The sequence below is a fragment of the Rhodospirillum sp. A1_3_36 genome (assembly GCF_047263945.1).
In the GTDB taxonomy this organism is placed as follows: Bacteria; Pseudomonadota; Alphaproteobacteria; order Rhodospirillales; family Rhodospirillaceae; genus Rhodospirillum.
On the sequence record NZ_JBLAVB010000006.1, the window covers coordinates 173,516 to 198,574 of the forward strand.

The 25,059-nt window shown below is 62.7% G+C and carries 21 protein-coding genes and 1 other RNA gene; 20 read left to right on the forward strand and 2 right to left on the reverse strand.

Annotated elements, in window-relative coordinates:
* Window positions 1-66: 66 nt before the first annotated feature.
* Both ACLIRY_RS14690 and ACLIRY_RS14695 read right to left on the reverse strand, forming a co-directional pair.
* The gene (locus ACLIRY_RS14690; RefSeq protein ID WP_413206163.1) at window positions 67-1,239 is read right to left on the reverse strand and encodes a cyclic nucleotide-binding domain-containing protein; all 1,173 of its coding nucleotides are present in this window, start codon (window positions 1,237-1,239) and stop codon (window positions 67-69) included.
* A 2-nt stretch (window positions 1,240-1,241) separates the two neighbouring features.
* Entirely contained in the window at window positions 1,242-1,868 is a 627-nt protein-coding gene (locus tag ACLIRY_RS14695) for a DUF6962 family protein (RefSeq protein ID WP_413206164.1), read from the reverse strand.
* 396 nt (window positions 1,869-2,264) lie between these two features.
* On the opposite strand from ACLIRY_RS14695, the gene ACLIRY_RS14700 reads away from it, so the two are divergent.
* The 20 genes from ACLIRY_RS14700 (at window position 2,265) to ftsA (ending at window position 24,976) form a co-directional block, all read left to right on the forward strand.
* On the forward strand, window positions 2,265-3,152 hold the full coding sequence (locus ACLIRY_RS14700) for a diacylglycerol/lipid kinase family protein (protein ID WP_413206165.1): 888 nt from the start codon (window positions 2,265-2,267) through the stop codon (window positions 3,150-3,152).
* Between the two features lie 468 nt (window positions 3,153-3,620).
* Window positions 3,621-4,394, forward strand: coding sequence for a TerB family tellurite resistance protein (locus ACLIRY_RS14705; protein ID WP_413206166.1), 774 nt, complete (start codon window positions 3,621-3,623; stop codon window positions 4,392-4,394).
* Between the two features lie 296 nt (window positions 4,395-4,690).
* Complete coding sequence (locus tag ACLIRY_RS14710) at window positions 4,691-5,647, forward strand: DMT family transporter (RefSeq protein ID WP_413206167.1); 957 nt, start codon at window positions 4,691-4,693, stop codon at window positions 5,645-5,647.
* 1 nt (window position 5,648) lies between these two features.
* Window positions 5,649-6,395: an N-acetylmuramoyl-L-alanine amidase gene (locus ACLIRY_RS14715; RefSeq protein ID WP_413206168.1), complete on the forward strand. Its 747-nt coding sequence runs from the start codon at window positions 5,649-5,651 to the stop codon at window positions 6,393-6,395.
* A gap of 94 nt (window positions 6,396-6,489) precedes the next feature.
* An RNA gene (gene rnpB / locus ACLIRY_RS14720) (RNase P RNA component class A) lies at window positions 6,490-6,909 on the forward strand.
* Between the two features lie 573 nt (window positions 6,910-7,482).
* Window positions 7,483-7,941 carry a division/cell wall cluster transcriptional repressor MraZ gene (locus ACLIRY_RS14725; RefSeq protein ID WP_413206169.1) on the forward strand — a complete coding sequence of 153 codons (459 nt, stop codon included), beginning with the start codon at window positions 7,483-7,485 and terminating at the stop codon, window positions 7,939-7,941.
* Window positions 7,938-8,942, forward strand: coding sequence for a 16S rRNA (cytosine(1402)-N(4))-methyltransferase RsmH (rsmH, locus tag ACLIRY_RS14730; protein WP_413206170.1), 1,005 nt, complete (start codon window positions 7,938-7,940; stop codon window positions 8,940-8,942). The genes ACLIRY_RS14725 and rsmH overlap by 4 nt, the downstream gene beginning before the upstream one ends.
* Entirely contained in the window at window positions 8,939-9,583 is a 645-nt protein-coding gene (locus tag ACLIRY_RS14735) for a hypothetical protein (RefSeq protein WP_413206171.1), read from the forward strand. The genes rsmH and ACLIRY_RS14735 overlap by 4 nt, the downstream gene beginning before the upstream one ends.
* Complete coding sequence (locus ACLIRY_RS14740) at window positions 9,580-11,367, forward strand: peptidoglycan D,D-transpeptidase FtsI family protein (protein WP_413206172.1); 1,788 nt, start codon at window positions 9,580-9,582, stop codon at window positions 11,365-11,367. Before ACLIRY_RS14735 ends, ACLIRY_RS14740 begins: the two co-directional genes overlap by 4 nt.
* Window positions 11,354-12,856, forward strand: a complete 1,503-nt coding sequence (locus ACLIRY_RS14745; protein ID WP_413206173.1) for a UDP-N-acetylmuramoyl-L-alanyl-D-glutamate--2,6-diaminopimelate ligase — start codon at window positions 11,354-11,356, stop codon at window positions 12,854-12,856. The genes ACLIRY_RS14740 and ACLIRY_RS14745 overlap by 14 nt, the downstream gene beginning before the upstream one ends.
* Entirely contained in the window at window positions 12,853-14,295 is a 1,443-nt protein-coding gene (locus ACLIRY_RS14750; RefSeq protein WP_413206174.1) for a UDP-N-acetylmuramoyl-tripeptide--D-alanyl-D-alanine ligase, read from the forward strand. Before ACLIRY_RS14745 ends, ACLIRY_RS14750 begins: the two co-directional genes overlap by 4 nt.
* A gap of 32 nt (window positions 14,296-14,327) precedes the next feature.
* Window positions 14,328-15,413: a phospho-N-acetylmuramoyl-pentapeptide-transferase gene (mraY, locus tag ACLIRY_RS14755; protein WP_413206175.1), complete on the forward strand. Its 1,086-nt coding sequence runs from the start codon at window positions 14,328-14,330 to the stop codon at window positions 15,411-15,413.
* A gap of 10 nt (window positions 15,414-15,423) precedes the next feature.
* Window positions 15,424-16,866 (forward strand): UDP-N-acetylmuramoyl-L-alanine--D-glutamate ligase, encoded by a 1,443-nt coding sequence (murD, locus tag ACLIRY_RS14760; RefSeq protein ID WP_413206176.1) that lies wholly within the window; start codon window positions 15,424-15,426, stop codon window positions 16,864-16,866.
* Window positions 16,863-18,029: a putative lipid II flippase FtsW gene (gene ftsW, locus ACLIRY_RS14765; RefSeq protein WP_413206177.1), complete on the forward strand. Its 1,167-nt coding sequence runs from the start codon at window positions 16,863-16,865 to the stop codon at window positions 18,027-18,029. The genes murD and ftsW overlap by 4 nt, the downstream gene beginning before the upstream one ends.
* A complete protein-coding gene (gene murG, locus ACLIRY_RS14770) occupies window positions 18,029-19,246 on the forward strand; it encodes an undecaprenyldiphospho-muramoylpentapeptide beta-N-acetylglucosaminyltransferase (protein ID WP_413206178.1) in 1,218 nt (405 codons plus the stop codon). The genes ftsW and murG overlap by 1 nt, the downstream gene beginning before the upstream one ends.
* The gene (murC, locus tag ACLIRY_RS14775; RefSeq protein WP_413206179.1) at window positions 19,243-20,700 is read left to right on the forward strand and encodes a UDP-N-acetylmuramate--L-alanine ligase; all 1,458 of its coding nucleotides are present in this window, start codon (window positions 19,243-19,245) and stop codon (window positions 20,698-20,700) included. The genes murG and murC overlap by 4 nt, the downstream gene beginning before the upstream one ends.
* Entirely contained in the window at window positions 20,700-21,728 is a 1,029-nt protein-coding gene (gene murB / locus ACLIRY_RS14780; RefSeq protein ID WP_413206180.1) for a UDP-N-acetylmuramate dehydrogenase, read from the forward strand. Before murC ends, murB begins: the two co-directional genes overlap by 1 nt.
* Entirely contained in the window at window positions 21,725-22,633 is a 909-nt protein-coding gene (locus tag ACLIRY_RS14785) for a D-alanine--D-alanine ligase (protein WP_413206181.1), read from the forward strand. Before murB ends, ACLIRY_RS14785 begins: the two co-directional genes overlap by 4 nt.
* A gap of 23 nt (window positions 22,634-22,656) precedes the next feature.
* Window positions 22,657-23,637, forward strand: a complete 981-nt coding sequence (locus ACLIRY_RS14790; RefSeq protein ID WP_413206182.1) for a cell division protein FtsQ/DivIB — start codon at window positions 22,657-22,659, stop codon at window positions 23,635-23,637.
* Window positions 23,630-24,976 (forward strand): cell division protein FtsA, encoded by a 1,347-nt coding sequence (gene ftsA, locus ACLIRY_RS14795; RefSeq protein WP_413206183.1) that lies wholly within the window; start codon window positions 23,630-23,632, stop codon window positions 24,974-24,976. The genes ACLIRY_RS14790 and ftsA overlap by 8 nt, the downstream gene beginning before the upstream one ends.
* The last annotated feature ends 83 nt before the right edge of the window (window positions 24,977-25,059 follow it).

The window sequence follows — 25,059 nt, forward strand, 5'->3', positions numbered from 1 at the left end:
TCGAGTGGACCGGAAAACCGGTCCCCACTTTTCCGCTCGATGCTCTAATCGACCAAACACCACAGGTTAGATGAGGCCCACCCAGAAGGCGGCCGCCCCAGACATGTAATGCACCAGGGTGACCCCCGCCAAATTGCGGTGGCGTTGGTAGATCAGACCAAATAGAAGCCCGGTAACAATGGTCAGAAACACGGCGGTAAAGCCGAAGTGCAAGTGGAACATACCAAAGAACAAAGACGCCAGGACAATGGAGCCGAAGCCCTTTCGGTCCCCAAGAAAGCGCTGAAAGGACGATTGGAGGAAGCCCCGCGCCACCAGTTCCTGCAGCAAACTGTGGATGAAATAACTGAGCGAGCCGGCCCATTCGAAGGGCACAGGCTTGCCCGGCAGGGCATCGAAGGCCTTCAGCACCTCGGCCAACCCAAAGGTCAAGAGAAGAACCACAAGGGATATCACCGCCCCCTCCACCAGGGATCGGCGCAATCCAACAGTCGTCAGCCCGATTTCTCTCCGCGGAATTCCCATGCGCCACATGACGATGAGGCTGGGAAGCAACAACAAGGCCAGATACTGCCAGGCAAACTGGCTCGTGTAGACATTCACATGCAGCACATGGCGCGCCAGGACATCATTGACCAACGTCCCAATGCACATCATGCCCATGGCATACAGAAAGAAGCGACCGAACTGCTGCCGTTCGCGGATGGACTGCACCTCGCGTTCCAACACCGCCACATGCTTGTCGGTCTGCCCCCGCATTTTGCGGACGATCGCAACACCCAATCCCCCGCGTAAATCAGCCAGAAGATGATCGCCATCGGGCTCACTCAACAAGTCATTGGGTTGAACCTCCTCCAAGACGACCTCGGTCTTGGCGCGGGCCGACGCAGACCGGGGCAGGCCATCGAGCACGGCCATCTCCCCTAAGGCCTCCCCGGGTCCCAGGTCCGTCAGCACCCGCTCCCCATTATCGGCGCTCCCGTCAGCGTCGCCATGTTCTGTCAGGCGATAGACGGAGATCACCCCCTCCTTGATCAGGAAGAAAGCGTTGGTGCGATCTCCTTCGGTCAGGATCACCGTCCCCGCCGGAATGGTCCGCCGCACGGCCACCCGGCGCAAGGCCGCCATCGTTTCCGGCTTCACAGGCAAGCCCAGGGAGGTGAGGGCATCCCCCTGGTCCACGGCACCCAAGGGGTCAGACGCCAAACCGGCGTTGGAATTGGAATCGGAAAGGGTCATGGTCAAAGGGTCCTGCGCAGCTGACGTCCACCAAGGTAAAGGGCAAAAGAGGCGACCATAAGGATCACATGATAGGTACCCCATAGCCCCAATCCCGGCACCCCGTTGCTCCCCAAAGGAACCATAAGCGAGGCAGCGATGGTCAACAGAATGCCAACGACCATAGAAATAGACCCCGTTCCCCGACGCAACCCGGCCAACGACAGGCCCAGCAGCAGCAAAAAGGCCAGCAGATAGAAAACGATGACGGAAAGAAAGTCGTCGGAGGTCAGGACCACCGCCAAGGCCGCCAGAGCGCAAAGCCCCCCAATCCCCAGGACCAGCCGACGTCCCTTGGGAGGCAGGAACTGGGACGCCGTCGCCAACAAAATGACCATGCTACCGACGATGATGGTAACCCGTGTAACGATGATCATGGCCCGGTGCCAGGGATGCCCCACAGGCTCGAAAAAGCCGTGATCAATGGCGCCCAGCATGGAAGCGACTCCGATCAACAGCAGGGCGAAAGCCCAATACCAAGCCGGTGATTTGGGCACCACCTTCCCCCGGAAGGAGAGACCCGACAGGAAAAACAGTTCACAAGACAATATGATGTCGGTCAATGACGACATCGCGAGTTCACTCAGCATAGCTCTTCCATCCCCCAATTCGCATATCTTTTTGATCCCTCGGCGCCACGGCTGAGCTCCCTCATTCCCACATGAACCTCCCGAAGACTCCGGCAAAGGCTCCTGAAGTCCGCGAAAAACCGATAGAAACCAAGGCACCAAGTGGTACCATAGATGGGGATGGCTTGATCAATAGGATCATTGAATTCTGCCTTTTCTTCTCAAAAAATCGACAAACCCTCAGGGCCACTCAAGAGACGAAAGAGACCACTCCATGCACCTACCCGGAATTTTCAAGGGAGCGCCAAGGTGATTCTTTCGAATTCTTCCCTCGAACGGCACACCGACCCGATCTCTTCATCTCTGGGGACTGGGTTTGAGCACCTTTCTTGCGAGCAATTGGCCCACCCCCCCCGCTTGCTGATCATTCACAACCAGCGGGCCGCTGTCCGCCGGGAGGCCCGCTTTCGCGCGGTCCTGGACAGCCTGAAAGCCGCCGGATGTCCCATGGTGGTCCAGCAGACCCAAGCCGCTGGCGATGCCGGGCGCTTTGCTGCGGCGGCAAGCCGCAGGACCTTTGATCTGGTGGTGGTAGCGGGGGGTGACGGGACAATAAACGACACCATCAATGGCTTTACGCCGGATTCCCCTGCCCTGGGTCTCATTCCCTTGGGAACCGCAAACGTACTGGCCCACGAATTGGGACAGGGCATGAAGCCGGATGCCATCGTCCGCAGCCTGATCGCCGGGCAACGAATCGCGGTTTATCCGGGGGTGGTAAACGGCCGTCGCTTCATGATGATGGCCGGAGTTGGCTTCGACGCCCATGTGGTCAACGGCGTGAAGCGTCCAATGAAACTGCGCCTGGGGAAACTCGCCTACGCCCTTGAGGCCTTGCGGCAATTGGTTCTTCACCCCTGTCCCCCGCTCGATGCTCAGATTGATGGGCGCCCCGTCGTAGCGGCAACCCTGGTGGCCCAAAGGGGCCGCCTTTACGGGGGGCGCTTCACCTTGGCGCCTGACGCAAACCTCAAGATTCCCCTCTTCCAGGCCACCCTGTTCCCCCGTGCCGGACGTCTGGCCATGGCGGGGTATAGCGCTGCCCTGCCCTTGGGCTTGCTGACCAGACTGGGCCTCGTCGAGCATGTGGAGGCCCGGTGCATCGAGGTCGCGGGTCACCCCGGCGACCCCGTTCAGGCTGACGGCGACGTCATCGCCCACCTTCCGGCGAAGTTGACCCTGGACGACCACCCGATCCACATCACGGTGCCGCCAACCGGGGACTCAGCGAAGAAACCAATTTAATCCCTGCACCGCTGTGATTCGAAAGCATGTGACCGCAAAAAATATGTGTCTGGATCAAACCGAAAGTCATGCCGTGGTTTCAGGTGCTTTCCCGTCACGGGGCTTTTCCCCGTCCCCCCCCCTCTTTGGCGAGGCTGGGGCCGAAAGGCCCCAGATCCCGAGCAGTTGCTGGCCGAAAGGCCCCAGCCTCCATGCCAAAATAAAATGGGGGTTTGGGGGCATTTCCCCCCAAATGGGCTTGGGCAATCGCCCAAAAAAGACGAAACACTGTCGTGTCCTGTGTCTGTGCCGCTCAAAAGTTTCGGCGCCCGCACCATCGAAGGCAGAATCCCCATGTCCATCCTTTGTCACCAGTAAATTCGCCCAAATGCCCGTCCGATGGCCTTCGCCTCCCCTTGTCAGAATGCTTGGCGTCTGTATGCTCGAACTTCAGACGATTGTGAGCGACCTGGGGAGGCACCGGGGCAGATGAGTATTTTCGGAAAGATCATCGGAGGCGTCGGAGGCTTCATTATCGGTGGCCCCCTTGGCGCCGTCCTGGGCGCAGCAGCCGGACATGCCTATGACCGCATGCGGGAAGAAGGCCTGGAAGCCTACGGCCCTGAAGAAGGGGTCCGCAGCGGTTCGACCTTTGACCGGAGCAACGATGCCGCCCGCCAAATGGCTTTCACCGTAGCGGTCATCGCCCTGGGTGCTAAGATGGCCAAAGCCGATGGCACCGTCAGCCGGGAGGAAGTCACCGCCTTCAAACGCGCCTTCCGCATCCCCCCCGGAGACATGGAGGCCGTAGGCCGCATGTTCGACGAGGCAAAGAGCAGCCCCGACGGCTACGAGGCCTATGCCCGCCAGATTGCGCAGATGTTCGCCGATACGCCCCAGGTGCTGGAGGAATTGTTGGGCGCCCTGTTCGTGATCGCCCAAGCCGACGGCCGCATCCACCCCAATGAAGTCGCCTTTTTACACCGGGTGGCCGATATCTTCGGCTTACCCCCAAGGGATTTTGACCGCATCAAGGCCACCCACGCCCCGGGCGAACCCGACCCCTACGAGATCCTGGGCGTCACGCGGGACATGGATGATACGGCCATCCGCGCGGCCTACCTGAAACTGGTGCGGGAGAACCACCCTGATACACTGGTCGCCCAAGGTATGCCCCCGGACTTCGTGGAACTGGCCACTCAGAAAATGGCCTCCATCAACACCGCCTATGAAAGCGTAACCGAAGCTCGCAAGGCCCGATGACCACCGGACCCAAGCGTGTCTTCACGGTCAGGTTGCTCCAACGACACTCTCAAATTCAAAAAAGGAAAACGAAACTGGATCAGAGTGGATTGCTCTGATCCAGTTTCGTCTCAGAGTGCCTTCGAGATCAAGTTGGCCCATTTCTTGGCCCAACTTGATCTCGAAGGCACTCTAAAATCTATATAACGAGAGTGAAACTGGGCCAGCTTGACCCAAGCTGGCCCAGTTTCATTTTAGACGTCTCCCTCCCCGTCGCCCCGCGCCCGGGTGATGATCTGTTCATGGACCAAATCCAGATGGGCCTCCTCGATACCTTCGCCGCCCTTACCGTCGCTTTCCTTTGGGGCATGAATTTCATCGTCGTGAAGGTTGGATTGACAGATATGCCTCCCTTCCTTCTGACGACCCTGCGCTTCGCCCTGGCTGCAGCCCTCGTCACCCCCTTCCTGCATGTGGAGCGCAGACATATCAAAAAGGTGCTGCTGCTCTCGTTCACCTTCGGCACAGTCCATTTCGCCTTGCTGTTCACGGGTATCAGCATGGTTGATGCGGCCACTGCGGCGATCATCGTCCAGCTTGGCACCCCTTTCGCCACCTTGGGTGCGATCTTTTTCTTCAAGGAACAGATGGGCTGGGTCCGATGGCTTGGCCTGCTCTTGGCCTTCCTGGGAGTCGCCTTGGTCGTCGGCGGCCCCAGCCTGGGATCGCCAGTCGCCATCCTTATCTTGGTGCTCTCGGCCCTTGGCTGGGCCAGCTCCAACCTGATCATGAAGACCATCACCGGCGCCAACCCCGTAACCATGAGCGGCTGGCTATCCCTTTTCGCCCTCCCCCAAAGTCTTTTGCTGAGCCTTTTGATCGACGGCAATCCTCTGCCCGAGATCGCCCGAATGACTTGGGTAGGATGGGGAGCAGTTCTTTACACAGGTGTATTCGCAAGTATTGTTTCCCACTCTCTTTGGTACTATCTCCTTAAACGACACCCCGTAACCAGCGTCACCCCCTTCGCCCTGCTCGCGCCCATTATTGGCATAGGTGCAGGCATTTTCCTCCTTGGGGAAGAGGCTACAACGGCAAAACTGGTGGGGGGAGCAGTGACCCTGAGTGGGGTGGCCTTGATCGAGATCTGGGGGCGCCGGGGAAACCGCCAACGAATTCGCAGCGAGGGGATAGACAGTCGAGGGATGGCCCCCAAGGTCCAAACCGATGAGGACGCCGAGGCCGGATTCAACAGCAGGTCAGGGACCAAATAGAATGGATGAATACGGAGCCGAACCACACAGCCCGATCATCAAGGCCCCATTGGAGGAAAGGATCCGAAATCGCCCCTCCCCAAACAGAGACGAACGCCCGCAAGGACAGCCAATCGATACTCTGGTCATCCACTACACGGGCATGCGCTCGGCCGGGGAAGCCCTCGAACGCTTGGAAGATCCGGAAGCGAAGGTTTCGGCCCATTACCTGATCGACGAGGACGGACAGATCCTGCGCTTGGTCGCCGAGTCCGACCGCGCCTGGCACGCCGGAGTTTCCTACTGGCGAGGCAGAGAGCGGATCAACGACACCTCCATTGGCATCGAACTCGTCAACCCCGGCCATGAGTTCGGCTACCGCCCCTTTCCCTCTCCCCAAATGAACAGCCTGATCCATCTCTGCCGGGCTATTTTAAAGCGCCATCCCATCCCCGCCCGCAATGTGGTGGGGCACGCCGATATCGCCCCCACCCGCAAGGAGGACCCCGGCGAGTTGTTCGACTGGCACGCCCTGGCCCGGGCTGGCGTGGGCCTTTGGCCGACGCGGCCCCTGCTGGCCCTATCCGCACGGAAAGATCAGGAGAACGCGGACCGACTGCTGGAGCATATCGGCTACGACGTGACTGACCGGACTGCAGCCGTTGTTGCCTTCCAACGGCACTTCCGCCCAGCCAACATTGACGGACAGGTGGATATGGAAACCATGGGTCTGCTAATGGCGCTGACATCCGAGATAAAAGCCCCCTGAGCGCCCCCCTTCCGACCCAACCTTTCCGACGGCAATAGCCCGCGGACGATTAGACCTTTCAGACTGGCAGTCTTTGGCCTAATGTCCGCCACCGCCAGATGGCCGGATGGTCGCTCCTCGGGAGTTGGGTTCGCCCAACGGCCCGGGGGGAGGAAAGTCCGGGCTCCACGGAAACACGGTGCCGGGTAACGCCCGGCGGGGGCGACCCTAGGGAAAGTGCCACAGAAAGCAAACCGCTGGCTTACAGGGTCAGCAAGGATGAAAGGGTGCGGTAAGAGCGCACCGCGGCCCCGGCGACGGGGACGGCATGGTAAACCCCACCGGGAGCAAGATCGAATAGGGACGGCACGCCTTCCGAAGCGGAGGCAAGCGGCGTTTCCGGGCCGCCGTCCGGGTAGTATCGCGTGAGGCGTCCGGTAACGGGCGTCCCAGATGAATGACCATCCCCGCTTCCGCGTCCCTCACGGGATACGGGTGGTGAGGACAGAACCCGGCTTACAGGCCATCTGGCGGCTTTAATTCGGTTTGGTACTTTCATTCGGCTTGGCACTCTGGCCGCGCCAATCCGACTCGCAGACCGTCTGGCGAGACTCGGATCCCCCTTCGCGGACCGTCCGGCGGGACTCCAGTCCCCCCCATGACATCCCACCTCCCAATCCCACGAAATCCCATGTCAGCCCCCCCTCAGCCCGCTGGAATCCCCCACGGGGCGCCATGGGCTGCCCATGGCTTTCCATGGGAAAAACCGGTCTGCTCTCATTCGGTGTGCATTTTATGCTTTTTCACCAAGAGGATTAGCCAGCTATATCTTGTGAGAACGGAATAAGAACAAATACCAGACCCCCCATTCCTTTACAAAGTATTAAGATTGCTTTTTATGCATTCCTTTCAAGGTGCAACGAATACTTCAAAAGAACCAAGGAATTACCTTATTTCCCAGGATACCTCCTATGTAAACCCACCCTGAACCATTGACGCCCATGGTTTCCCATGAGATACCATACAGACCCAAAAAATCCCCAAAAGACGCACCCTCAGCGAAGGGGAAATGGGCTTCTAGAGATCTCACCCGGGAGCACGGCAAGCCATGCGGCCGTTCATCGGCACTTACGAGAACAAAGTGGACCGGAAGGGACGTGTGTCCGTTCCGGCCAAGTTCCGTGCTGTGCTGAGCGCCGAGGACTACACCGGGATTGTCGTCCGCCCTGACGTGGAAAAGGGCTGTATCGAAGGCTACGGCATGGACCGTCTCGAACGACTGAACGACATGACCTCGGACCTCGTGGACTTCGACGATCCCGCAAGCAGCCCCGCCTATCAGATCCTCGCCGAATCGGAGGAGCTGTCCTTCGACCCCAATGGCCGTGTCCTCATCCCCGCACACTTGCTGGAAGAAGCCGGGATTGATGAGACCGCCATCTTCGTTGGCTTGGGTCGTGTCTTCCAAATCTGGAATCCCGTGGCTTACCAAACCTTTAAAAGCACCAAGCTTCGCCCCGCCGCCAAGGCCTCCCCCTCTGCCCAAGCGAAGGAGAGCGCCCCATGACCCATCCCCTTCCCCGTCCCCATTTTCCCGTCATGCTGACCGAGGTTCTCTCTGCCCTGTCCCCAAAGGCGGGAGAGGTCCACCTGGACGGCACCTTCGGCAACGGTGGCTACTCCCAGGGGCTCCTGGAGGCTGCGGATTGCGTTGTCTGGGCCACCGATCGCGACCCATCGGCCCTTGTCCGAGGCCGCGAGATGGAAACAGCCAATCCTGGCCGCTTCACCCTGATCAAAGGTTGTTTTGGCGACATGGATCGCCTGCTGGCTGACCGGGGTGTCACTCAGGTTGATGGCATTGCCCTCGACCTGGGCGTTTCCTCCATGCAGCTTGATCAGGCCGAGCGGGGATTTTCCTTCCAGAAGGATGGCCCACTCGACATGCGCATGGGCAGCGAAGGCCCCACAGCTGCGGACCTTGTGAACACCCTGGACGAGGGTGAACTGGCCAATGTGATCTACCTCTATGGCGAGGAGCGGCACTCACGCCGGATCGCCCGGGCCATCGTCGAACGGCGGGCCGAAACCCCCTTCACCCGCACCGGCGACTTCGCCAATGTGGTGCGGAGCGTCATGCGCAAGGGCAAGGACGGCATCGACCCCGCCACCCGCACCTTCCAGGGTTTGCGTATCAAGGTGAATGACGAGTTGGGTGAACTGGAACGGGGCCTGCTGGCAGCAGAACGCCTGCTGGCCCCCGGCGGACGGCTGGCTGTGGTGTCCTTCCATTCCCTGGAGGACCGGGTGGTCAAGGCCTTCCTGCGTCGCCGCTGCGGAGAAAGCGAGGGCGTCAGCCGACACATGCCCTCGCCTGCGGCCAACCAGGATCCGGAGGCCACCTTCACGGCCCTGTCCCGCCGCGCCATCAAACCCGGCGCGGAAGAAACCCGCATCAACCCCCGCTCCCGGTCCGCCCGACTGCGGGCCGCCCTCCGCACAGCGGCCCCGGCTTGGCCCGACGGGAAGGGACCCGACGAGCAAGGACAGGAAGGAGGATCCCGATGATCCGTCCCATCCACTTAATCTGGGCCGTACTCGTCATGGGTATCGGCACTGCCCTGTTCCTGGTCGCCTACGAGGTTGAGGACCGGGAAGAGGAATTGCTCGCCCTGCGTCACGAGATCCGTGAGACATCCGAGTCCATCCATGTGCTGCGGGCGGAATGGAGCTATTTGAACGATCCCACCCGTTTGGAGCGTCTGGCCGACGAGCACCTGGGACTTGCCCCGATCAAGCCCGAGCAATTCACCACCATCGCCCAACTGACCGACCGGCCCGCCCCCCCTGCCCCATGGGAAAGCAATCCCGAAGGCGGCGTTGATCCGAACCGGCCCCCCGCCACCGGCGATATTCCCTTGGCCAAGAACAAAGAGAAGAACGCCCCCCAAGCCCATGACAAAGGACAGACCGGTACCGCAGGTGCAAAGGTCGCCACGGCAACACCTCTTCCTTCCCCCCGGCCCAAACCCCCGGTGTCCCAGCTCGCGCCCCAACCGTTGAGCAGGGAGGATCATCTTCAGGCCCTGCCCGCCTCCGCCGGGGTTGGGGACCTGAACGCCGCCCGTGCACCCTTGGCTGAGTCTCCGCTTGGTTCCTTCGATCGGAACCGACAGATGAACACTCCCTCCCTGGGAGGGTTAAGATGATGGGGTTCTTCCGATCCCGCCGGACTCGCTTCCTCTATCCGGGCGCCGAGATCCGGTCGAGCAGCGGTGCCTCGCCCGCCCGTCTGGATGGAGAGACCCACCGGATCGTGGAAATGAGCCGGACCCGATTGATGGTCGCCGTCTGTTTGTTCGGCTTGGCTTTCTCCGTCATCGGCGGGCGTCTGGTGCAATTGATGGCCCTGGGCGAACCCGGCGAGCCGCCGGTCGCCACCCTGGCTGACGAACCCCTGGAAACCCGTATGGCCCGGGCCGACATCGTCGATCGGGACGGCTTGGTGCTCGCCACCAACCTCCCCACGGTGCACCTGTATGCCGACACCCGCGCCATTCCGGAAAAGGATCGCCTGCGGGCCATCCGCCTGTTGCCCGCCCTTTTCCCGGAACTGACCACCGAGGAACTGACCAAAAAACTGGTGCCCGGTAAGGCTTTTGTGAACCTGCGCTACAACCTGACCCCCATTGAGCAACAGGCCGTCAACGACCTGGGCATTCCCGGATTGAATTTCCAACGGGCCGAACGGCGGGTCTATCCTGCCGGTCGTCTGGTCGCCCATGTGGTGGGGGCCACCGACGTGGACGGCAATGGCATCGCCGGATTGGAGAAGGCCTTCGACACCCGCCTCTCCAGCCAGGAAACGCCCTTGCGCCTGTCTTTGGATCTGCGGGTCCAACATGTCGCCCATCGGGCCTTAAGCGACGCGGTGGAGCACTTTAAAGCCATCGGTGGCGCCGCCCTGGTCATGGATGCGAACACCGCAGAAGTTCTCGCCATGGTCTCCCTGCCCGATTATGAGCCGGAGCAGATCGGCTCCACCGACGAGGACGCCCGCTTCAACCGGGCGACCCTGGGGGTGTTCGAGATGGGCTCCACCTTCAAGCTGTTCAACACGGCCCTGGGGCTGGAAAACGGCATGAAGCTGACCGACAGCTTCGACGCCCGCCACCCCATCCATATTGGGGGGTTCACCATCAACGACTTCCACGCACAGGCCAAATGGCTGACCATGCCGGAAGTATTGATGTATTCCTCCAACATTGGCTCGGCCCGATTGGCGACGACGGTTGGTACGGAGAAGCAAAAAGAGTTCTTGGGCCGGATGGGGCTGCTCGACCCCATCGCCTTTGAGTTGCCGGAAACGGGGAAACCCCTGACGCCCAGCAGATGGCGGGAGATCAACACCATGACCATCGCCTATGGTCATGGCCTGTCCGTCACCCCCCTGCACACGATCACCGCCGCTGCTGCCCTGGTGAATGGCGGCCTGCTCCGGACTCCAACCCTGTTGTATCGTTCCCCCCGCCAAGTCCCCCCGGGCAAGCGGGTTCTGAGCGCCGAGAACAGCGAAAAAATGCGTGCCTTGATGCGCCTTGTCGTCGAAGGCGGCTCCGGCCGCAACGCCGACATCAAGGGCTATTACGTGGGCGGCAAAACCGGTTCGGCCGACAAGCAGAAAAAGTCCGGTGGCTACGCCAAGAATGCCGTGCGCACCTCCTTCCTGGCAGCCTTCCCCATGACGGACCCGAAATATTTGGTCCTGGTCATGCTCGACGACCCCAAGGCGGTGAAGGGCACCCACGGCTATCGCACCGCGGGATGGAACGCGACCCCGACTGCCGGTCGTGTTGTCGCCGAGATCGCCCCCATCCTTGGGGTTGCCCCCCATCAAGAGGACCCCACCCTCGCCTTCGAACCCCAGATCGTTCAGCAGGTGGGCCTGAAGCTGCTCGAACCATCGGAGGGCCCAACCCTTGCGGCTCAATGAGATTGTCATCGATCAGAAGGCGACAACCGTGACCGGCTCGCTCGACAGCAGGGAGGTCATCGGTGTGACCGCGGATTCCCGTGAAGTCGCACCCGGCTGGCTGTTTGCTGCCCTGCCCGGTTCGAAGACCAATGGGGCGGCCTTCATCCCGGACGCCTTGCGAGCGGGCGCCACTGTCATTCTCGCGGCCCCCGAAGTCTCTTTGCCTGCTGACGCCCCCGCCAAAACGATCCTGCTGACCGACAAGACCCCCCGCAAGGCCTTCACCCGGTTCGCGGCGGCCATGCAAGGAAGCGCCCAACCGGAAAGGGTGGCTGCGGTCACCGGGACCAATGGCAAGACCTCTACTGTCACCTTTGCCCGCCAGCTGTGGGACGGCCTGGGCCTGTCGGGTGCGAGCATGGGAACCATCGGCGCTTTCGCCAAGGGCTATGACCGTCCGGGCCGTCTGACCACCCCCGATCCCGTGGCGCTCCATCGGATCCTGGCGGAACTGGCAGCGGCGGGTGCGACCCATTTGGCCCTGGAGGCTTCCTCCCACGGGTTGGACCAATTCCGCCTGGACGGCACCCGCATTCAGGCGGCGGCCTTTACCAACCTGTCCCGGGATCACTTAGATTACCACGGCGACATGGCAAGCTACCTGGCCGCCAAAACCCGCCTGTTCACCGAGGTTCTGGCCGAAGGAGGCACCGCCGTCCTGAACGCGGATAGTGCCGAGTTTCCCGCCCTGGCCAAAGTCTGCCAGGACCGGCAACTGACGGTGATCACCTTCGGACATCACGACGCGGATCTGGCCATTCTGGAGCGCACTCCCCTCTCGACCGGTCAGAGCCTGACCCTCTCCCTTTTGGGCGAGCGCCGCGAGATCCATTTGCCACTGGCCGGGGATTTCCAGGCCATGAACGTCCTCTGTGCGCTGGGTTTGGTGCTGGCCACCACGGGTATGGACCGTCGCGCCTTCGATCTTCTCCCCTTCCTTACCGGTGTGCCGGGCCGTATGGAGCTGGTGGCCACCCGGGCCAACGGCGCAGCGGTCTACGTCGACTTTGCCCATACCCCGGATGCCCTTGAGACGGCCTTGAAGGCTCTGCGCCCCCACTGTTCAGGCCGTCTGGTTTGCGTCTTCGGCTGTGGTGGCGACCGGGATCGGGGCAAGCGCCCGGAAATGGGTCGGATCGCCAAAACCCTCTCCGATATCGCGATCCTCACCGATGACAACCCCCGTACCGAGGACCCGGCGGCCATCCGCGCCGAGGTCAAGGTCGGCTGCCCCTCGGCCCGCGAAATCGGAGACCGGGACAGGGCCATCCGTGAAGCCGTAGCCCTGTTGGACGCGGGAGACCTGTTGGTCATCGCCGGTAAGGGCCATGAGACGGGCCAGACCGTGGGCACCGTCGTCCACCCCTTCCTGGATGCCGACCACGCCCGCGATGCCGTGCGGGCGGTGGATCACGCCCGTGCCCCTGTGGGGGAGACAAAACAATGACCCAAACGACCACACCCATCCTTTGGACCGCCGTCAGCGCCGCGGCAGCCCTGGGTGTTCCCGCCCGAGGCTCCTGGAGCGCGACGGGCGTCTCCATCGACAGCCGGGACGTGGTCCAGGGCGACCTGTTTATCGCCCTGGTGGGTCCTCGCTTCGACGCCCATGACTACGTCACCCAGGCGCTGAACCAGGGCGCCGTAGCCGCGATCGTCTCCAAACCCGTCGAAGGTGCCGATCCCAACTGCCTGATCTCCGTCGCCGACACCAACGAGGCCCTGTGGACCCTGGGTCGGGCGGCTCGGGCACGCTTCGACGGCAAAGTCGTGGGGATAACCGGCAGCGTGGGTAAAACCGGCACCAAGGAAATGGTGACCCTCGCCTTGGGCGTGTTCGGTCGGGTTCATGCCACGTTGGGCAACCTGAACAACCATTTCGGCGTGCCCCTGACCCTGGCCCGCTTGCCGGTGGAAGCCGATTACGCGGTGATCGAGATGGGCATGAGCGCACCCGGGGAGATCACGTCCCTCAGCCAATTGGCCCGCCCCCATGTGGCCCTGATCACCACCATTGCCCCGGCCCATCTGGAATTCTTCACCGGGGTTGAACAGATCGCAGACGCCAAGGCGGAAATCCTTGAGGGGTTGGAGCCGGGCGGGGTTGCGGTCTTCAACCGGGACAACCGCTTTTACGAGCACCTATGCCGGGTTGCACGAAACAAAGGCATCAACCGCCTTCTCGGGTTCGGCCAACATATCGCGGCAGAAGCCCGTTTGCTTGACTGCGCCGTGGATGGGGAGGGGACGGCCGTCTTCGCCCTGGTTGGCGATCGGGCCTTCGCCTTTCGTATGCCCGTAGAGGGGCGCCATTGGGCGCAGAACGCCCTGGGAGCCCTCGCCGTGGTCGATGCCCTGGGGCTGGACCCCGAACAGGCGGCTCGGGGGCTCCTGAGCCTGTCTGCGCCCGAGGGCCGTGGTCTGCGTCACAGGGTGTCTCTCGCCTGCGGAGAGATCCAGGTGATCGACGAAAGCTATAACGCCAGCCCTGTCAGCATGGTCGCGGCCCTGGAAACCCTGGCCCAAGCCAGAACTGGCCCGAGGGGGCGTCGAATCGCCGTGGTTGGGGATATGTTGGAGCTGGGACCCGACGGTCCGGCCCTTCATGCCGCGCTTGCGAAAACCGTCCTTGACCGGGGAATCGACCTGGTTCATACCCCCGGCCCCCTTGCCAGTCATCTATGGGAGGCTTTACCCGTCGCAAAGCGTGGGGCAAATGCTGACTCCGCAGACGTCTTGGTCCCACTGCTTCTGGCGGACTTGCAGCCCGGAGACGTGGTGATGGTCAAGGGATCGAAGGGCAGCAAGGTCTCCCGCGTGGTCGAGGCCTTGCTCGCTCTCTCAACCCAGACCCATGGTGGCCCCCGGGCCACCATGGACTCCTAACGACCCGTGACGCGAGGCCCCGGAACCGAAAAATGCTCTATTTCCTGTCCGATTTTTCCGAGCAGTTTGGCGCGCTGAACGTCTTTCGCTACCTGACCTTCCGTACGGGTGGGGCAGTGATGACGGCATTGTTGTTCGCTTTCCTGGTCGGCCCCTCGCTGATCAAATGGCTGAAACGCAAGCAGCGGGAAGGCCAACCCATCCGCGACGATGGACCGGAAGGACATCTGCTGACCAAGAAGGGCACGCCCACCATGGGCGGCATCATGATCCTGCTGGGTGTGGGCATCGCCACCCTGCTTTGGGCGGATCTGAAAAGCGGCTACGTCTGGGCCGTTCTGCTGGTCACCCTGGGCTATGGGGCCATCGGCTTCGCCGACGATTACATGAAGGTCACCAAACGCAATACCAAGGGTTTGCCGGGTAAGTTGAAGCTTCTCGGTCAGGTGGGCTTCGCCGGGCTTGCGGCCCTGTGGATCATCCTGCTGGGCGAGACCGGTCAGGCGACCAGTCTGGCGGTCCCCTTCTTCAAGGATTTTTTGGTCAACATGGGGTGGCTCTACCTCCCCTTCGCCGTTTTCGTCATGACCGGTGCCTCGAATTCCGTAAACCTGACCGATGGACTGGACGGGTTGGCCATCGTGCCGGTGATGATCGCCGCCTCGGTTTTTCTCCTCATCGCCTATCTCGTTGGCAATGCCGTCTTCGCCAACTACCTGCAGATTCACCATGTTCCCGGGTCCGGTGAACTGGCCGTCTTTTGCGGCGCTGTGGTGGGCGCAGCCATTGGCTTTCTCTGGTTCAATGCCCCCCCCGCACAAGTCTTCATGGGGGATACGGGCTCCCTGTCCCTTGGGGGTGCCCTGGGGGCGTTGGCCGTGGTCACCAAGCACGAGATCGTGCTGGCCATCGTCGGCGGCCTATTCGTCCTGGAAACGGTCTCGGTGATCGTCCAGGTGGCCTCCTTCAAGCTGACGGGCAGGCGGGTGTTCCGCATGGCCCCCCTGCACCACCACTTCGAAAAGAAGGGCTGGGCTGAACCGACCATTGTGATCCGCTTTTGGATCATCGCCGTGATCCTGGCCATCGTCGGCCTCTCCACCCTGAAGCTGCGATAGGAGGCCATCCATGTCCCCCCCAAATCCCAGAAACGGAATCCCCATCTACGAATACGCCGGACAGGACGTGGCCATCATGGGCCTGGGGAAAAGCGGCATGACCGCCGCCCGGGCGCTGTCGAACACAGGCACCCGCGTCCACGCCTGGGACGACAACCCGGCCCTGCGTGAGGCAGCCAAGGCCGAGGGTATCACCGTGACCAATCTGGCGGACCTGTCGGACCGTCGCAACGAATGGCCCAACATGGCTGCGGTCATCTGGAGCCCCGGCATCCCCCATACCCATCCCCAGGCCCACCCTGTGGCCCGCATCGCCCGGGAGAAAGGCATTCCCCTGCTCTGCGACGTGGAATTATTGGTCCGGGCCCAGCGGGATTGCTTCTTCGTCGGCATCACCGGCACCAATGGCAAGTCGACCACGACGGCTCTGATCGGCCATATCCTGACAAAGGCTGGGCACCCCACCCGTGTCGGAGGCAACTTGGGCATCCCCGCCCTTTCCTTGGCCCCCTTGCCCTTTTACGGCACCCATGTTCTCGAACTGTCGTCCTATCAACTGGAATTGACGCCATCGTTGGATTGCGATGTGGCAGTCCTGCTGAACATCACACCTGACCACCTGAACCGCCATGGCGGCATGGAGGGCTACACTCTGGCCAAGCGCCACATCTTCGACGGTGGCTGCGGTCCCCATTGGGCGGTGGTGGGTATTGATGACGATCCCACCCGCAAGGTCTTCGAGGACCTCAAGCGCCTGGGCCGCCACCGGTTGATCCCCATTTCCACCCAATCGGCGCCGAAGCGCGGTGTGAGCGCCGTGGATGGCATGCTGGTTGACAATATCGACGGTCGGAAGCCCAAGGAAATTCTCGACCTGCTAGAGATTGAGTCCCTGCCCGGGGAGCACAACTGGCAAAACGCAGCTGCGGCCTACGCCGCCTGCCGGGCCCGGGGCGTGGCACCGGGCAAGATCGCCGAAGCCATGCGGACCTTCCCCGGTCTGCCCCACCGCCAAGAGTTGGTGGCCGAGATCAGCGGTGTCCGCTTCATCAACGACAGCAAGGCCACCAACGCCGAGGCTGCCGACAAGGCGCTCTGCTGTTACGAGAACATCTATTGGATCGCCGGTGGGCAAGCCAAGGAAGGGGGGATCGCCAGCCTGGAGCCCCATTTCGAACACATGCGCCATGCCTTCCTGATCGGTGAGGCGGCCCAGTCCTTCGAGCAGGTCATGAGAGGCAAGGTCACCACCCACCGGGCCGGAGACCTCACCAAGGCGGTCAAACAGGCTGCTGACCTCGCTTGGCGCGAGGGCCATGAAGAAGCGGTTGTCCTGCTCTCCCCGGCTTGCGCCTCCTGGGATCAATTCCAAAGCTTCGAGCACCGGGGAGACACGTTTCGGGATCTGGTTTCCAAACTCCATGCTCCCAAGGATAAAGGAGCGCGAAAATGAGTCTCCGCGTCGTCACCGCACCCACGCCAGCGAACCCGGCTTCGCCGTCGTTCACGCGCATGGACACCAGCCTTCTGGGCCAGTGGTGGTGGACCGTGGACCGGGTCCTGCTGGGCGCCATTGCCCTGCTGATCGGTGTTGGCATGGTGCTGATCATGGCTGCGGGCCCGCCGGCTGCGGCGCGGATCGGCGCGGGTACCTTTCACTTTGTCCAACGTCAGTTCCTGTTCGTTCCCGTGGCCGCTGCCCTGGTCGTGGGCGTGTCCATTCTGCCCGCCCGTCAAGTCCGACGCCTGGCGGTGGTTCTGTTCGGTTTCTTCACCCTGTTGCTGATCCTGACTCTCGTCCTGTCCAGCGACATCAAGGGGGCATCGCGCTGGCTCTCCCTTGGCCCCTTTGCCCTGCAGCCTTCGGAATTCGTGAAGCCCACCTTCGCCGTTGTCACGGCCTGGATGTTCGCCTCGGCGCGGACCCAGGAAGGCTTCCCCGGTAACGCCGTCGCCATCCTGCTGATGGCCATTGTCGGTGGCCTCCTGGTGGCCCAGCCGGATTTCGGCATGACGATGGTGGTTGCCTGCGTCTGGGCCAGCCAGTTTTTCATGGCCGGCCTCTCCCTGTTCTGGGTGGTGTCGCTCGCAGCCATGGGAGTGGGTGGGGCCGTCCTCGCCTATCACATGCTGCCCCACGTCCATGACCGGGTGAACCGCTTCCTCGACCCTCAGACCGGTGACCAATATCAGATCCAGAAGTCCATGGAGGCCTTCACCGAAGGGGGGCTCCTGGGCCGCGGACCGGGTGAAGGGCGGGTCAAGGAACAATTGCCCGACGCCCATACGGATTTCATTTTCGCCGTGGCTGGCGAGGAATTCGGCCTGCTGCTTTGCCTGCTGATTGTCGCGCTCTTCGCTTTCATCATTATCCGCGCCTCCCTGCGACTGCGTCGGGAAACCAACTTGTTTGTCCTGCTTGCTGCCTCAGGACTGGTCACCCAGATCGGCCTGCAGGCCCTGATCAACATGGCCTCAAGCCTCAGCCTGATCCCGACCAAGGGCATGACCCTTCCTTTCATCAGCTACGGCGGCTCCTCGATGCTATCGACGGCCCTTTGCATGGGCATGATCCTGGCCCTCACCCGGCGCCGCGCCCAAGGGGAGATGCTGTGATGGCCGCTGCTCAATCCCAGAACCGGACCTTGCGGGTCATCCTCGCCGCCGGGGGCACGGGAGGTCACGTCTTCCCAGCAGAAGCCCTGGCGGAGGAACTGACCAACCGGGGCCATGCCCTGACTCTGGTCACCGACAAACGCGGGCAGACCCACGGCGGCCGCCTGGGTCAGTTGGACACCCGCAGAATCCTCGCTGGAGGCATCGCTGGCCGGGGCCTGTCCGGGCGCTTGCGCGGCATGGTGGAGCTTGGCCTGGGCACCTTTCAGGCGTGGACACTGCTGCGAGCCCAGAAGCCCGATGTGGTTGTCGGCTTTGGTGGTTATGCCTCCCTGCCGACCATGCTTGCGGCCATTCGCCTGAACATACCCACAGTGGTCCACGAACAGAATGCCATCCCGGGACGGGCCAATCGCCTGCTCGCCCCCCGGGTGACCCGCTATGCCGTAGCCTTCGCCAAGGCCCTGCGGCCGCGGGGTGCCCGTCCCTATCTGACAGGCATGCCCGTCCGCCCGGCCGTCCTGGCTCTACGCGACAGCGCCCCCTATATCCCGCCGGAAAGCGACGCCCCCTTCCAATTACTGGTGACCGGCGGAAGCCAGGGTGCTCGCGTGTTCTCGACCTTGATCCCAGAGGCCGTGGCCCTGCTCACGCCTGACAACAAGGCGCGGCTGCGGGTCACCCAGCAATGCCGCCCCGAAGATCTCAATGAGGCCAAGGCCCGCTACGCCGAGATCGGCGTGGAGGCGGAGCTGTCCACCTTCTTTGGCGACCTACCGGAGCGGTTGCGCGACGCCCATCTGGTTATTTGCCGGTCCGGTGCCTCGACCATGGGCGAGCTATCTGCCCTGGGGCGCCCGGCTATCTTGATCCCCTATCCCTTCGCCATTGACGATCACCAGACAGCCAACGCCCGAAACCTGGAAGAGGCCGGTGGCGCATGGTTGATGCCGCAGGACCACCTGTCGGCCCAGGCTTTGTCCGAGCGGCTGCAAGCCCTGATGAACCAACCCAAGGTGTTGGCTCGGACAGCGGCCCAGGCCCAGGCCCAGGGCGTACCTGACGCTGCGGCCCGCCTGGCCGACCTGACCATCGTCACCGCCCTTGGCGCCCCGGCCCCAGCCAAGACAGCTTTGGACCAGGAAGACCAGGACCGGGACAGTGCCCCCACAGAGACCAGGTCCAAGGAGATCAGGCCCAAGGAGATCAGGTCATGAGAGCCCTTCCCCTCGACATCGGCCCCATCCACTTCGTGGGTATCGGCGGCATCGGCATGAGCGGTATCGCCGAAGTGCTGCACAACCTGGGCTACCGCGTCCAAGGCACGGACATGGCCGACAACGCCAATGTCAAACGTCTGCGCTCTCTCGGTATCTCGGTGATGGTCGGCCATGACGCAGCCAATCTGGGGGACGCCCAGGTGATCGTCATTTCTTCGGCGGTCAAATCGACCAATCCTGAAGTTACCGAAGCCCGCTCGCGGTTCCTTCCCGTGGTGCGCCGGGCCGAGATGCTGGGCGAGTTGATGCGCCTGAAGTGGTCCATTGCCGTAGCGGGGACCCATGGCAAAACCACCACCACCTCGCTGGTCGCCCAACTGCTGGAAAGTGCGGGCCTGGGGCCAACGGTCATCAATGGGGGGATCCTCAACGCCCGGGGCACCAACGCCTACCTGGGGACCGGCGACTGGATGGTGGTGGAGGCCGACGAAAGCGATGGGACCTTCACCAAGCTGCCCGCGACGATCGCAATCGTCACCAACATCGATCCGGAGCACCTCGATTTCTACGGCACCTTCGAAAAGGTGAAGGAGGCCTTCCGCACCTTTGTCCACAACCTGCCTTTCTATGGCTTCGCATGCATGTGCATAGACCACCCGGAGGTCCAGGCCATGATCCCGGAACTCCAGGACCGGAAGATCATCACCTATGGCCTCTCCCCGCAGGCGGATGTGCGCGGTGCCAACTTATCCCTCGGTCCGCGAGGCGCACGCTTCGACGTGGTCCTGACCGACCGAATGACCGGTGAGACCCGGACCATCGAAGATCTGCGCCTGCCGATGTATGGAAAGCACAACGTGCTCAATTCCCTGGGAGCCATCGGTGTGGCGGCGGAAATGGGTCTTGACGATAAGATGATCCGCGACGGCCTCTACCGGTTCGAGGGCGTGAAGCGTCGCTTCACCCGAACCGGAGAGGCCGGGGGCATCACCGTCATCGACGACTATGGCCACCATCCTGTAGAGATCGCAGCAGTCCTATCCGCGGCCCGGGACGCCACGGAACGGAACGTCATTGCCGTGGTTCAGCCCCATCGCTATTCCCGCCTGAACAGCCTGTTCGAGGATTTTTGCACCTGCTTCAACGACGCCGATCTGGTGGTGGTCGCCGACGTCTATGCAGCCGGAGAGCAGCCCATCACCGGGGCCAGCAAGGCAGCCCTGGCAGAGGGTCTGAAAATCCATGGACACAAGGGTGTCCATATCCTGCCCTCGGAAGAAGACCTGCCCGAGCTGATCTGGAAGATCGCCCAGCGGGGCGACATGGTGGTTTGCCTTGGGGCCGGAACCATTTCCGCCTGGGCCAACGCCCTCCCCGAGAACCTGGCCCGAATTCAGCGCGGCATTCGCCGAAACCAAACGACCAGCCAAACCAAAGGGGGCGCTCAATAATGGTGTCCGCCCAGGTTTTCCCCCCTGACCTCATGGACCGGCTGCCACCCGTGCGCGGGCGGCTGACCGCGAATGCGCCCCTTGCGCCGGTCACCTGGTTCCAGGTGGGAGGCCCAGCGGAAGTGCTGTTCAAGCCCCTCGACCTGGAAGACCTCTCTGACTTCCTGGCCAACCGCCCTGCGGAAATTCCGGTTCTGGTTCTCGGCGTGGCTTCCAATCTGCTGGTGCGCGACGGCGGTGTTCCCGGTGTGGTGATCCGCCTGGGTCGGGCCTTCGCCGATGTCACCGTCGAGGGAGAGACCATCACCTGTGGCGCCGCCGTCCTGGACGGCAATCTGGCCAAGGTGGCCCGGGACGCCGGACTGGCGGGCCTGGAATTCCTCTCGGGCATTCCAGGCACCATCGGCGGTGCTCTGCGCATGAACGCAGGCGCCCATGGTGGGGAAATGAAGGACATCGTCGTCTCCGCCACCGCGGTGGATTCCTTCGGGCAGGTTTACACCCTGCCTCCGGAGCGACTGCGCTTCACTTACCGCCATTGCGGCATCCCCGAAGATTGGATCTTCACCTCCTGCGTTCTCAAGGGCCGCCCCGAGTCAAAGGACGCCATCACCGCGCGCATGGAGACCATCCGAGCCGACCGGGAGGCATCCCAGCCCATCCGTGCCCGCACCGGAGGCTCGACCTTCGCCAATCCGGAACCCGAGGCCTCGGGCGGACGCCGCGCCTGGCAACTCATTGACGAGGCCGGATGCCGGGGTCTCACTCTGGGTGGTGCCCAGGTCAGCGAGAAGCACTGCAACTTCCTGATCAATACCGGTGATGCCACAGCAACAGACCTGGAAACCTTGGGCGAAACCGTCCGCGCCCGGGTCTTGGAAACCACAGGCGTGGCTTTGCACTGGGAAATTCGTCGGGTGGGTCAGCGTTTGGATACCCCCCGAGAGACCCTGGTCCCCGTATCGGGTCCCCTATCTGCCCCCGAGCCAGCCCCCAGGCCTGCTTCGCGTAAGGGAGAAATCCGATGAGCACACGCGTTACCGTTCTTCTGGGCGGGTTCTCTGCGGAACGGGAAGTGTCCCTGAACAGCGGCGCCGCTGCAATTGAGGCACTGACCACGGCGGGCTTCACCGTAACTCCCTTGGATGTGCCCCGGGATGTGGCCGCCCTCCATGCCGCCCTGCGTGAGAGCAAACCTGATGTGGTTTTCAACGCCCTCCATGGCCGGTTCGGCGAAGACGGCACCATTCAGGGGATCTTGGACATCATGGAGCTGCCCTACACCCATTCCGGACGACTGGCGAGCGCCGTTGCCATGGATAAGCCGATGGCCAAGGCCGTTTTTGAACAAGTGGGCATCCCGACCGCACCCCATGTGATCGCCGACCGGGCCTCGGTTCTGGCAGAGGAAGCCATGCCCCGCCCCTATGTGGTCAAGCCCATGAACGAGGGATCCAGCGTCGGCGTGACCATCGTCACCGAAGACACCAACGACCTGCCCTTCACCCGAGCCGACTGGCCCTATGGGGAGCGGGTCATGGTCGAACGCTTCGTACCCGGGCGCGAACTGACCGTAGCCGTTATGGGCGACCGGCCCCTCGGCGTGACGGAAATCATGACCGGCCACCGCTTTTATGACTATGACGCCAAATACGCCACCGGCGGCTCACACCACATCCTGCCCGCCCCCGTGGAGCCGGATATCTTCGCCGAAGCCCAGCGGTTGTCCGTCCTCGCCCACAACGCCTTGGGCTGTCGCGGCGTGAGTCGGGCCGACATCCGTTATGACGGCGAGACCCTGTATATGCTGGAAGTGAACACCCAACCGGGCATGACCCTCACCTCTCTGGTACCAGAGCAGGCCGCCCATGCCGGTGTTTCCTTCCCCGATCTGGTCACCTGGATGGTGAAGGAGGCCCGATGCGACGCGTAATGCCCAATCTTGGGAGCAGGAGCATGCGAGAGGGCGAGTTCAGTCGGTCAACGACCCGAAGCGCCCTGGTCTTCTGTCTCGCCGGTGCTATCGGTCTGGCTTATCTGGCCTCCCGGACGACAGCGATCACAAGTCTGCTGGACACGACTGCCTCCCTGACGCAGCCCCCCTCGGTTGCGACCTCTGCAACGGGAACCGAGGGTGAGGCCCAAACGGAGGTCGGGGAGCGGCCACAATATGTTTCCCAGGCCGGTCCCTCCCGGTCTTCAGAAATCCTGGCCAGCCAGGGGATGGTTCTTGAACAGATCACCGTCAACGGTCGGGTTTTAAGTGCACCCGAAGATCTGATCGATGCCGTTGGCGCAGCCCAGGGGTCTCCCCTGATGGCGATCGACCCGGCCCAGGTGCGGGCGCGACTGCTCACCCTTCCCTGGGTAAAGTCCGCCCGGGTGGAACGCCGCCTTCCCGCCGAGCTTCACCTGGAGATCACAGAACGGGAACCCATGGCGCTTTGGCAGCACAACGGCGCCTACGCCGTAATTGACCGTCAGGGCAACGCCGTAAACGTGGACCCTGGCGCCTGGTCCTCCCTGCCCTTGGTCGTGGGCAAGGGGGCTGCGGGACAGGCTGCGGATCTTTTGAACCTCTTGACCACCCAACCGGCCATCGCCGCAAGGGTGAAGGCCGCCATTTTGGTGGGAGAGCGCCGCTGGACCCTGCGTTTGGACGACATGGAACGGGGCCTCACCCTGCGTCTACCGGCCCAGGACCCAGCGGAAGCCCTGGCCAAAGTCGCCGAGCTTGATGCCCAAGACGGCCTTTTGTCCAAGGATTTGGCCATGATCGACATGCGCCTTCCGGGACGCTTGGTGGTGCGATTGGTCGACCGGAGCGGCAAGGGCTCCGAAGCCGACGAACTGGACGAGGGAGCTTCTTCCACTGGCCCCGCAGTCGGACCCGCGCGCAGCGGGTCTCAACCACGCGGAGAGGGACGGGATGCCTAGGGACGCCATGAGCAACGAAACACCAAGCCCCCAATCACATGCCCCGCAAACCCGCACGGTCAGCCGCCGCAAGGAGGCCCGGTCCACACCGGCCCGCCGTCAGCGTGGGGGGTTGATCACTGCGCTCGACGTGGGAACCACCAAGATCGCCTGCTTCATCGCCCGCGAGGAAGAGGACGGCCATCTGCGCGTCCTCGGCGTGGGACACCATCGCTCCAAGGGTATGCGCAACGGTCAGGTCGCCAATATGGACGAGGTCGAGTTGTCCATTCGTGCGGCGGTCGACAGCGCCGAGCAGATGGCCAACGAGCGCATTTCGGATGTGGTGGTCAACATCAGCGGCGGCCATCCCCACTCCACCCGGGTTGAGGTCGAGATGTCCATTGCCGGACACGAGGTCCGGGGTGCGGACGTGCGCCGTATCCAGGCCTTCGGCCGGGAGCAACACACAGATCCGGATCGCGAACTGGTCCATTGCATCCCCGTCTCCTATGCCATCGACGGGGCCGATGGGGTGCTCGACCCCCGGGGCATGTTCGGCCAGACTCTGGGGGTCAATATCCACCTGATCTCTGCGGCCCTGGGGCCCCTGCGCAATTTGACCACCGTTGTGGAGCGCTGCCACCTGGACATTGAGGATCGGGTGGTTACCGCCTATGCCTCCGGCCTCGCCTGCCTGGTCGAAGACGAGAAGGACATGGGCGTCACCGTCATCGATATGGGCGGTGGTACGACCTCCATTGCCGTTTTCCATGAAGGCCATGTGGTCCACACCGGCCTGATCCCCGTGGGGGGCCTGCATGTCACCAATGACATCGCCAAAGGGTTGACCACCCCCCACGCCAACGCCGAACGCCTGAAAACCATGCATGGCAGCTGTTTGCCCTCCCCCGCAGAACACCGGGAACTCCTGAAGGTGATCCAGGTGGGAGAGGAAGACGAGGCCACCGCCAAGGAAGTGCCTCGCTCCATGCTGACCCAGATCATCCAGCCCCGGCTGGAGGAAACCTTCGAACTGGCCCGCGCCCATCTGGAAGCTTCGGGCTTCCTGGAAGTCGGCGGCCGTCTGGTCGTGCTGACCGGCGGGGCCAGTCAATTACAGGGAGTGCGCGAATTGGCCGAGACCATCCTCGACCGACAGGTGCGCCACGGCTTCCCCCGACGCATCCGGGGTCTGGCCGACAGCACGTCGGGCCCAGCCTTCGCCGCCTGCGCCGGAATGCTGCGCTACGCCGTGCAGCACCACGTGGAAACCCCCGATACAGATCCGGCCGCCGATAATTCGGCCGTATCCAGCGCCTTCGGGCGTTTGGCTCGCTGGTGGAAGGAAAACTTCTAACCGGCGAGCGGCCCCGCAAGGGCCACCCAACCGGCAACGATGATCCACGGGAGCGGAGAATCGGAGCCGAACTTACAAAACAA